Below are 10,739 nucleotides of genomic sequence, written 5' to 3' on the forward strand. Positions count from 1 at the left end.
ATGAAACAACTACAAAATAGTGACTGGTTTGAGCAAGGTCTACTTAAACGCCTACCTGAAGAACTCAGAGAGAGCTTTTCTCAAGAGCAGCTTTCGGCACTTAAAATAGCCTTTGGGGCACGTAAATGGGGACAGCATCCCGTTGATATTCGCGGCACACTCAAAGTATGGAGCTGGCGTTACTATTTTGTCATCCTAATCGGACGAAATAAACGGGAACTCAGCCGAGCAGAGCAAAAAACAGCGGCTTTTGTTCAAGCACTCTTTTTGTTGATATTCTTAACCCTTTCAACACTATTAGGACTGCTGGTTCTATATCTAATCAAATCAGCAATGGGCATAGATATCTTCCCACATTTTTCATTAGGTATATGGGGATGGTTTAAAAGCAATATATTGCAATAAAGCCCTGTTACCGACCGATACACTAACAGCAGCCATTCTGTAGGATCCCCCTTCTCGAGGTGATAAACCTCAACAGCAACCGCTCTTGTAGGAGTCCCGTCTCCGGGCGATAAACTTCAACAAGCAACATCGCCGCCAGAGGCAGCTCCTACATCAAAACAGCAACTGCTCTTGTAGGAGCCCCGTCTCGAGGCCATAAACCTCAACAAGCAACATCGCCGCCAGAGGTATCTCCTACATCAAAACGACAACCCCTCTTGTAGGAGCCCCGTCTCGGGGCGATAAATCTCAACAGCAACATCGCCGCCAGAGGTATCTCCTACATCAAAACGACAACCGCTCTTGTAGGAGCCTCGTCTCGGGGCGATAAACCTCAACAAGCAACATCGCCGCCAGAGGCAGCTCCTACATCAAAACAGCAACCGCTCTTGTAGGAATATGGTTACCTATATCCATCCGGGTTCTTTGATTGCCAACGCCAGTGATCTTCCACCATACGCTGTAAATCATATTTAGCCTTCCAACCGAGCGCCTTTTCACTAAACTCAGGATCCGCATAACACTCAGCAATATCCCCAGACCTACGCTCAACGATTTGATACGGTATATCCCTAGCAGAAGCTTCTGCAAATGCATTCACCACTTGTAAAACGGAATAACCGTTACCCGTGCCAAGATTATAAGCCTTACAACCATGCTTACTCGTCAAAGCATTAAGCGCGCACAAATGGCCCGCAGCAAGGTCTTCTACGTGGATATAGTCACGCACCCCGGTGCCATCGATAGTCGGATAGTCTCCGCCAAACACACTAAGTTTTTCCCGTTTTTTAACGGCTACTTGAGCAACAAATGGCATTAAATTATTAGGAATACCCTGTGGGTCTTCACCAATCAGACCGCTTTCATGGGCACCTACAGGATTGAAATAGCGCAACAACGAAATTTTCCACTGCGCATCAGACGTCGCTAAATCATTGAGAACGGTCTCAATCATTAATTTTGATTGGCCATAGGGGTTCGTCGCTGAAGTCGGAAAATTCTCACGAATAGGAACACTAGCGGGATCACCATACACCGTAGCCGATGAGCTAAAGACAATACGCTTACAGCCATGATCAGCCATAACGTCGAACAACGTAAGCGATCCCTCAACATTGTTCTTATAATAAAGCAGCGGTTTTTCTACCGACTCACCCACCGCTTTCAAACCCGCAAAATGAATAACGGATTCAATCGTATAATCAGCAAATAACGCATCAAGCGTTGCACGATCACGGATATCTCCTTCAACAAACGCTGGACGCTTGCCGGTTATGGTTTCAACCCGGTTAAACACTTCCGGATGGCTATTACACAGGTTGTCATAAACGACGACTTCATAGCCAGCATTAAGCAGCATAACCACCGTATGAGAGCCAATATATCCTGCCCCACCTGTTACCAAAATTGCCATACAACACCCCTTCTAAAATATTTTCGCTGCCAGAGGCAACTTATTACAACGAAACCACACTCATGTAAGAGCCCTCGTCTCGAGGAGATAAATCCAATCAAAGCCATCGCCACCAGAGGCAACTCCTACATCAAAACGACAACCGCTCTTGTAGGAGCCCCGTCTCGGGGCGATAAACCTCAACAAGCAACATCGCCGCCAGAGGCCGCTCCTACATCAAAACAACAACCGCTCTTGTAGAAGCCCCGTCTCGGGGCGATAAACCTCAACAAGCGACATCGCCGCCAGAGGCCGCTCCTACAACAAAACCACACTCATGTGGGAGCCCTCGTCTCGAGGCGATACATCTGAATAAAAAATATCGCCGCCAGAGGCGGCTCCTGCACCGGAATAATTAATTTACGCCCACTTATCAGAACGGTCTGCGCAGACAATAAAAAAAGGATTCAACAGGGTTTCTGGTCGGGTATTGTATAACAACGGTGTCAATTCTGGGTATTGCAGTACCTTACCTCCCGCGGCAGTCACAACCGCATGGGCTGCGGCGGTATCCCACTCACTGGTCAACCCCAAACGCGGATACAGATCAGCAGCACCCTCAGCCACTAAACACAGCTTCAACGAACTGCCCATCGATACCACTTCGGTCTCTGACAGCCCTTTAACAAAGGCTTTAAATTCATCACTCTGATGCGAACGGCTACCCACGACACGCCAAACGCTTCCCTCGTCAGGAAGGCTAGACACGGTAATCGGTGCTACTTGGCCGCTCTCCTCTTTAAATGCACCCTCGGCATCACCCCAATAGGTAACGCCGAGTGCAGGCGCGTAAACCACGCCAAAAACAGCCACACCTTTATCAATCAAAGCAATATTAACCGTGAACTCACCATTTTTCTTAATAAACTCTTTGGTGCCATCCAACGGATCGATCAACCAATAAGTCTGCCACGACATACGATCCTGATGCTCATCAACATCCGACTCCTCAGATAAAACAGGAATCTCAGGGGTCAGTTGTTTCAAACCATCAACAATACAATGATGAGAGGCTAGATCAGCTTCAGTCAGCGGGCTAGCATCAGCCTTTTCAGTAATTTCAAAATCCCGCTGATAGATTCCCATAATAGCAGTACCCGCTTGTTTGGCTAGAGCGATAATATCCTGATTGTTAAACATAGCATCCGCCTTTTAAAAAATGGTTAAGCTGTCAAATAATAATTAAAACTAAGACTTCACTTTAAAATGGCCAAACCTGAGGTATCAACGTCAATGACACCACCGCCACCGTGATACTCAACGGTATACCCAAGCGCGCGTAATCGGTAAATTGGTATCCTCCTGGGCCGTATACCATCAGGTTAGTTTGATAACCCAGCGGGGTTATAAAACTGGCGGACGCGGCAAACATCACCGCCACCACAAAGGGCATATAATTTACCCCCAGTTGATTCGCTAATGCCATTGCCACTGGGAACATCAATACCGCCGCTGCATTATTAGTAATCAACTCAGTGAACAAAACTGTGATCAAATACATCAATATCAGTGCTTGCCAAGGTGTAACCCCATCAAAAAACAACAATCCCTCTGCAATCATGCGGGCATTACCGGTTTTTACCATGGCCGCGCCGAGAGCAAATGATGAAGCGATAACAATCAATACAGAAAGGTCAACGTTGCGGCGTGCTCGCGATACCGACACACAGCGACTTGCCAGCATGACGCCTGCGGCTAAAATAGATGCTTCTAAAATTGAAAGTAAGCCCACCGCGCTAACCAACACCATCATCAATAATGTGCCGATAGCAAAGGGAGCCTTAGCAAAATCGGGCGGCGTCGATTCGTTCAAAGCACTGACTAACAGAAAATCTCTACGCGAACGATACTGACTCACGAAGTCATCGCTAGCCTCCATCAACAGAGTATCACCCACCTGTAAACGAACGTCACCAATCTTACCGTCTAGCCGCTGCCCTTGGCGACACACCGATAAAATAGCCGCCCGAAAACGCCCCCTAAAGCGTGATTCTCTAATCGTTTGTCCAAGGCCAAAAAACTCGGGCCCTATAACCGCTTCGACCAGACACCGTTCTTGAATGGCGATATCCAACGTTTCAAAATCACCATGTTGTGGCACAAGGCCTCGAATCCCACGCAACTCATGAGCACTTTCAGGGGCGCCGATAAAAACCAGCACATCATCGGCCTCCAGCACCACATCGGGAGAAACCGCCGTTAACAGTAAACCTCGCCTTCTAATATCAACAAGATAGCCGTAAGTCAGCTGCCTTAAACCCGCTTGCGTAATCGTCTTACCGACGATAGGACCAAAAGGACTAACAACCAATTCGACGACATACTCTCTAGCCGTTTCAAGCTGCTCAACAAGCCCCTTACGGTCTGGTAATAGCAAAGGAGCCAATAGGATGATGAGCCCTCCAGCAATAAGAAGTACCGGCACTCCAACCCAAGCCAAATCAAACATCCCTAACATTAAACCCGTTTCAGCTTGCAACAAACCATCGACAACGAGGTTAGTACTGGTACCAATAAGCGTACAGGTCCCTCCAAGAATGGCGGCATAACTTAATGGTAACAACAACTTGGATACCGGAATGTTAATGCGCCGAGCCCAGTCTTGTACTGCAGGCATAAACATAGCAACAACGGCTGTATTATTCATGAATGCACTTAATACTGATGATGGCACAATAACACGCAACAACGACTGCCTCTCACGTTCAGGCAACCCCAGTAACAACTGTCCAATCCAGCGCACCGCACCGGTTTCTTTTAGCCCAGCAGCAATGACATAGAAAGCCGCGATAGTGATTACACCAGGGTTAGAGAAACCCACTAATGCCTCAGCAGGCGTCAGTACCTTGGCTATAATCAACACCCCCATAGCAGCCATTAAAACCATATCCGCCGCTATACGGCTAAAGACTAGTAACAAAAGTACCAACACAAGAAGAGTGAATGTTAATCCCGCTGAAAAATCCATAATCCGATTACTTGTGTTCGTTAAGTGAGTGTCAACGTAATAAAGCAAAGTGACCAATATAAACAATAACAAAAATCGACAAATAAAAATCAAGACATCTAATGTTTAACAAACTATATTTGTCAGCATACCGTCAATTTTGTATGATCTCAATTCTACCTAAGGAATATAAATAATGTCGGGCAAGAAGCTTTCTCCGCTAGCACTCAATAAGCTTAGAAAAAAAGCCGTACAGCTGCGTCTTAGCGGAGAAACCCTTGCCTCTATTAAACAGAAAACAGGCTTGTCAAACCCCACCATTATATCTGCCTATAAATGTTTTACAGAAGGTGGATGGGAAGCAGTGAATACCGGTAAGCGAGGACGACGCAAGGTCATTTTACCGTCCGGGTCAGGCTCTCCTGATGAATGTCTTCAATTCATGCTAACCAACTCACCAGAGAATAATCATCTTTGGGATAGTCAGGCCGTTCAAGCTTGGTTTAGTCAGCAACAGCAACCTATTTCAGCAAAAACCGTCAGTCGCTACCTGAAGGCATGGGGAATCTCCGCTCCAGTCACGGACAGGACTAACTCAGCGCAAGCCTGGCTCAGTTTATATCATCCTGAATTTAAGAATGATAATCGTCAGCCCAGTCATCAGATAACGAATACCAGCAACTCAAAAACGGAGGGTAGCGCGGATACACCCCATCAACAAACGATTCAAAACACAACCCCAAAAACCAAACCCAGAACCCCCAAAGTATTAAAGGGTGGCATTGGTACACTGTCTCTTTCTCCAGAACAGAAAGCAGCGGGATTGAGCGGCTATTTTATCTACGCTCAAGATTTCAGAGGTAAGCTTTACTGGCTAGCAACTCAGAGTAAACCTAATAGTTCCAGCATTCTCAGTTTCCTAAAACGCCTCAGTACTCAGGTCACATCAGACCTAATACTATCGTTCCATAGCGTTCCACTAGACAATTTTAGTGATATTCAACAATGGCTAAAAAATCAGTCCCGCGTAACATTGTTAACCTATAAAACATCCAAAAAAGCCGAGCCTGCAATCTCAAACAACTCACAGGCTGAGAAAAAACGCTCTTCGTCATATGTGAGGAACACGATGGCATTAACACACCTACAGAGACTGGAAGCGGAAAGCATTCAAATAATGCGCGAAGTCGTTTCCAAAGCAGATAACCCGGTCATGCTTTACTCCATCGGTAAAGACAGTGCCGTGATGCTTCATCTGGCGATGAAAGCGTTTCACCCGTCTAAACCGCCATTTCCGCTGTTACATGTTGATACTGGCTGGAAATTCCGCGAGATGTATACCTTCAGAGATGAACTGGTAAAAAATCTCGGTGTCGAGTTGATCACCTATATGAACCCAGAAGGGGTCGAGAAAGGCATCAACCCATTCACCCATGGGTCAGCGCTACATACCGATATCATGAAGACAGAAGGCCTAAAACAGGCGCTGAATAAATTCAAATTTGATGTTGCCTTCGGTGGCGCACGCCGTGACGAAGAGAAATCTCGCGCTAAGGAACGAATCTTCTCTTTCCGCACCGCCGATCACCGCTGGGACCCAAAAAACCAACGTCCTGAACTGTGGAAAAACTACAACGCCAATAAACACGCAGGCGAATCCATTCGGGTATTCCCACTATCAAACTGGACAGAACTGGATATCTGGCAGTATATCTACTTGGAAGAAATCCCAATTGTGCCACTCTATCTGTCAGCTGAACGCCCAGTGGTTGAGCGTAACGGTACACTTATTATGGTTGATGATGAGCGTATGCCATTACAACCAAACGAAGTACCTATGATGAAAAGTGTGCGTTTCAGAACGCTCGGCTGCTACCCACTCACCGGCGCCATAGAGTCAAACGCAGACACACTACCCGCCATCATTCAAGAGATGCTGCTGACCAAAACATCTGAACGTCAGGGACGCATGATCGATCACGATAGCGCTGCATCCATGGAGAAGAAAAAACAGGAGGGTTACTTCTAATGGCACATTCATCAGACATGATATCCGACGATATCGTCCAATACCTGAAAGATCACGAACAAAAAAGCCTGCTGCGTTTTATTACCTGCGGTAGCGTTGACGACGGTAAAAGCACACTAATCGGACGTCTACTATTTGAAGCGAAACTATTATTTGAAGACCAATTAGCAGCGGTTAAAGCGGAATCGAAAAAATTTGGCACCCAAGGCGATAATATTGACTTCGCTCTACTGGTTGATGGCTTAGCCGCCGAGCGTGAACAGGGCATCACCATTGATGTCGCGTACCGGTTCTTCTCTACTGATAAGCGTAAGTTTATTGTTGCTGATACACCGGGGCATGAACAATACACCCGCAACATGGTTACGGGCGCATCCACCGCTGACGTTGCGATCCTGATGGTTGATGCTCGCCGCGGTATCCTAACCCAGACACGCCGTCATAGTTATCTCGCCTCTCTGATTGGCATTCCAAACATCATGGTTGCTATCAACAAGATGGATCTGGTCGATTATTCCGAGAAAACTTACAACCAGATAAAAGAAGACTATCTTGAATTTGCTGAGCAGATTGGCATCAAACAGATTACCTTCATCCCAATGTCTGCATTGGCTGGTGACAATATTAACGAACCAAGCAGCAACATGACGTGGTATCACGGAACTACCCTAATGGGGTATTTGGAAACCGTACCGGTTGACGATGAACTAATGCAAAAAAAACCTATGCGCATGGCGGTTCAATGGGTTAACCGACCCAACCTAGACTTTCGAGGCTTTGCCGGGCAAATTGCAAGTGGCGTGATTAAACCAGGTGATCGGATACGCGCACTTCCCTCAGGTAAAGAGAGCAGTATCGCCACTATCTCAACCTATGATGGCGACCTACCACAGGCCGTAGCGGGGCAATCAGTCACACTGACACTGAACGATGAGATCGATATCTCCCGTGGAGACATGATCACCTCAGCAGCAGAACCCGCGTCTATCGGTAAACAATTCGAGTGCACGATAATCTGGATGCACGATGACCCCTTAATGCCTGGACGAACTTACCAAATACAAATTGGTACAAAAACCGCTATCGTTTCCATTACAGATCTCAAGCACCAGGTCAACGTTAACACGATGGAACACTTGGCCGCTAAGAAGCTCGAACTAAACGGCATAGGCGAATGTAATATCAGTATCGATCAGGATATCGCTTTCGACTCATACAAAGCGAACCGGGATACGGGTAGCTTCATCTTGATTGATAGGATGACCAACCATACGGTAGGTGCAGGCCTGATCAACTTTGCTCTTCGCCGTAGTACGAATATCACCGTGCAACATACTGAAGTGAAAAAAGCTGAGCGCTCTACCCTCAAGTCACAAAAGCCTTGTGTCATCTGGCTAACGGGCCTATCAGGTTCCGGTAAATCGACCATCGCTGATTTGGTCGAGCAAAAATTACTCGCGTTAGGTCACCATACCTACCTGCTAGATGGCGACAATGTCCGTCATGGTCTCAACAACGACCTTGGCTTTACCGATCAAGATCGGGTTGAAAACATCCGTCGAATTGCCGAAGTTGCTAAACTGATGGTCGATGCAGGGCTAATCGTGCTGACCTCTTTCATCTCCCCTTTCCAGGCCGAAAGAAAAATGGCTCGAGATATGTTAGATAAAGGCGAGTTTATGGAGGTCTATATCAACACCCCGCTAGAAGTCGCCGAAGATCGTGATGTTAAAGGCCTTTATAAGAAAGCACGCCGTGGAGAACTGAAAAACTTCACGGGTATTGACTCACCTTATGAAGCCCCAGAGCAGCCTGATCTTAACTTGAAAACAATAGAGATGACGCCTGAAGAAGCGGCGGATAAAGTCATCGAATTGCTTAAACAGAAACAGATGATTTAAAAACAGGGGTCCTAGATCCGATCTCTTCGTTTGTCCGAACGCTTCGCTAACCCGAGTGGGCCCGATCACTTCGTTCGCCCGAACGCTTCGCGAGCCCGAGTGGGCTCGATCACTTCGTTCGTCCGAACCTTTCGCTAGTCTGAGTAAAGCAGATGACGCTCTTTCGGACCTCAGACAAGCGCAGCGTTCGAACCTCGAACTTCGGCTTTTAAACCTCAAACTTCGACTTTTAAGCCCTTCCGTACTGATCTTCCAGCCGTACTATATCGTCCTCACCTAAATAAGAACCCGATTGAATCTCAATCAACTCCAACTCAACCATGCCAGGGTTTTCCAAGCAATGGATCTCGCCTAACGGAATATAGGTCGACTGGTTTTCAGTCACCAAGAAGGTCTCATTACCTTTGGTAACATTGGCCGTGCCACTAACCACAATCCAGTGCTCAGCACGGTGGTGGTGCTTCTGCACAGACAAACGCGCACCGGGTTTTACCGTAATACGCTTAACCTGATAACGGTCACCTAGATCGATCGAATCATATTTGCCCCAAGGACGATAGACTTCGCGATGCTGGAAGGTTTCATTACGACTAGCGTTCTTAATTTCAGCAACAATCGCTTTAACATCCTGAATTTTGCGCTTATCAGCCACCAATAAAGCATCTGGGGTATCCACAATAATCAAGTTATCCACACCCAAGGTGGTCACTAAACGATTAGACGACATAACAAACGAATCATGTGTGTTATGGGCAATTACATCGCCATCCAATACATTACCATGACTGTCTTTGTCTTTTATTTCCCACAACGCTGCCCAGCTACCCACATCACTCCAACCGGCATCAAGTGGCAGAACAACGGCACGGTCGGTCTTTTCCATCACTGCATAGTCGACAGACTCATCCGGGCAAGCCTCAAACGCAGCGGCATCAACACGAACAAAATCCATATCCGCTACCGTCGCCTGCATCGCTTTTTCACACGCGGCAAGAATATCAGGACGGAACTTACCCAACTCTTCCAGATAGCGATCGGCACAGAACATAAACATACCGCTGTTCCAGTAATAACCGCCTTCAGCCAAATAAGACTCAGCCGTTGCCTGATCAGGCTTCTCCACAAACTCTGCAACCGAATAAGCTTCTGTAATGTGCCCTTCGCCTTTTCGGACCTCGGACATCGGATTACTAACATCGGCTTTTATATACCCATAACCCGTTTCAGGCTGGGTAGGCACAATACCAAAGGTAACCAGTGAGCCTTCTTTCGCTAAAGGCTCAGCCTTGGCGATCGCATCACGAAAAGCCACTTCATTTTCAATCACATGATCCGCCGCTAGAACCAACAGACACTCATCACCCTGCCCTTGACTAACCGCTTTTAGCGCGGCCAATGCAATAGCCGGTGCCGTATTACGCCCGACAGGCTCAAGAAATATAGAGCAGGATTGATCTAAAACACGCATCTGTTCTGCAGCAAGGAACCGGTGTTCTTCGTTACAGATCAGGCTCACCTGATCGACAGAGCCTAAGCGGCTAACCGTCTCTTGCAACATAGAAAGATCACTGTGAAGGGGTAAGAACTGTTTAGGATACTGGGTACGGGAGAGGGGCCAAAGACGGGTACCGGAACCGCCAGCCATAATGACAGGGATCATACAGAATATCCTTTTTCGTTCATGAAATTTAAGTTAAAAATAGTGATATATAGATTGATACAATTCTATTACAAACAGGTTAATAACGTAATAGCGGATTACTGAGACTGACACAATGAGCGTTCGAATTAAGGAAGATGCGAATAAGTCCTTCCCATGAGACAATTTATTTTTAATTTTCGAGCCTGACCATGTCACATCAACTTACCTTTGCCAACAGCGAATTCAACGTAAGCGTAGACTGCTCACACCCTAGATCGCTTCGGTTACCTGAGAGTCATTGAGATTGATATTCCAAGGCAGCA

General features: G+C 46.8%; 7 protein-coding genes. 3 read left to right on the forward strand and 4 right to left on the reverse strand.

Annotated features, from left to right (window positions below; all coding sequences use genetic code 11):
- Nucleotides 1–405: a 3-phosphoshikimate 1-carboxyvinyltransferase gene (locus tag ACN0T0_RS15460; protein WP_417227630.1), complete on the forward strand. Its 405-nt coding sequence runs from the start codon at nucleotides 1–3 to the stop codon at nucleotides 403–405.
- Nucleotides 406–847: 442 nt separating this feature from the next.
- Here the strand turns inward: ACN0T0_RS15460 and galE are convergent, their stop codons facing one another.
- The 3 genes from galE to ACN0T0_RS15475 form a co-directional block, all read right to left on the reverse strand.
- Nucleotides 848–1,858 carry a UDP-glucose 4-epimerase GalE gene (gene galE, locus ACN0T0_RS15465; RefSeq protein ID WP_417227632.1) on the reverse strand — a complete coding sequence of 337 codons (1,011 nt, stop codon included), beginning with the start codon at nucleotides 1,856–1,858 and terminating at the stop codon, nucleotides 848–850.
- 399 nt (nucleotides 1,859–2,257) lie between these two features.
- Nucleotides 2,258–3,037, reverse strand: coding sequence for a 3'(2'),5'-bisphosphate nucleotidase CysQ (cysQ, locus tag ACN0T0_RS15470; protein ID WP_417227633.1), 780 nt, complete (start codon nucleotides 3,035–3,037; stop codon nucleotides 2,258–2,260).
- A gap of 61 nt (nucleotides 3,038–3,098) precedes the next feature.
- Complete coding sequence (locus ACN0T0_RS15475; RefSeq protein ID WP_417227635.1) at nucleotides 3,099–4,865, reverse strand: SLC13 family permease; 1,767 nt, start codon at nucleotides 4,863–4,865, stop codon at nucleotides 3,099–3,101.
- Nucleotides 4,866–5,286: 421 nt separating this feature from the next.
- On the opposite strand from ACN0T0_RS15475, the gene cysD reads away from it, so the two are divergent.
- Entirely contained in the window at nucleotides 5,287–6,873 is a 1,587-nt protein-coding gene (cysD, locus tag ACN0T0_RS15480; RefSeq protein ID WP_417227651.1) for a sulfate adenylyltransferase subunit CysD, read from the forward strand.
- Complete coding sequence (gene cysN, locus ACN0T0_RS15485; RefSeq protein WP_417227637.1) at nucleotides 6,873–8,774, forward strand: sulfate adenylyltransferase subunit CysN; 1,902 nt, start codon at nucleotides 6,873–6,875, stop codon at nucleotides 8,772–8,774. The genes cysD and cysN overlap by 1 nt, the downstream gene beginning before the upstream one ends.
- Before the next feature lie 229 nt (nucleotides 8,775–9,003).
- On the opposite strand, the gene ACN0T0_RS15490 is transcribed toward cysN, so the two are convergent.
- Complete coding sequence (locus tag ACN0T0_RS15490) at nucleotides 9,004–10,434, reverse strand: mannose-1-phosphate guanylyltransferase/mannose-6-phosphate isomerase (RefSeq protein ID WP_417227639.1); 1,431 nt, start codon at nucleotides 10,432–10,434, stop codon at nucleotides 9,004–9,006.
- Nucleotides 10,435–10,739: the final 305 nt, after the last annotated feature.

Origin of the sequence: Amphritea sp., from assembly GCF_048266285.1 — a bacterium.
Classification (GTDB): Bacteria; Pseudomonadota; Gammaproteobacteria; order Pseudomonadales; family Balneatricaceae; genus Amphritea.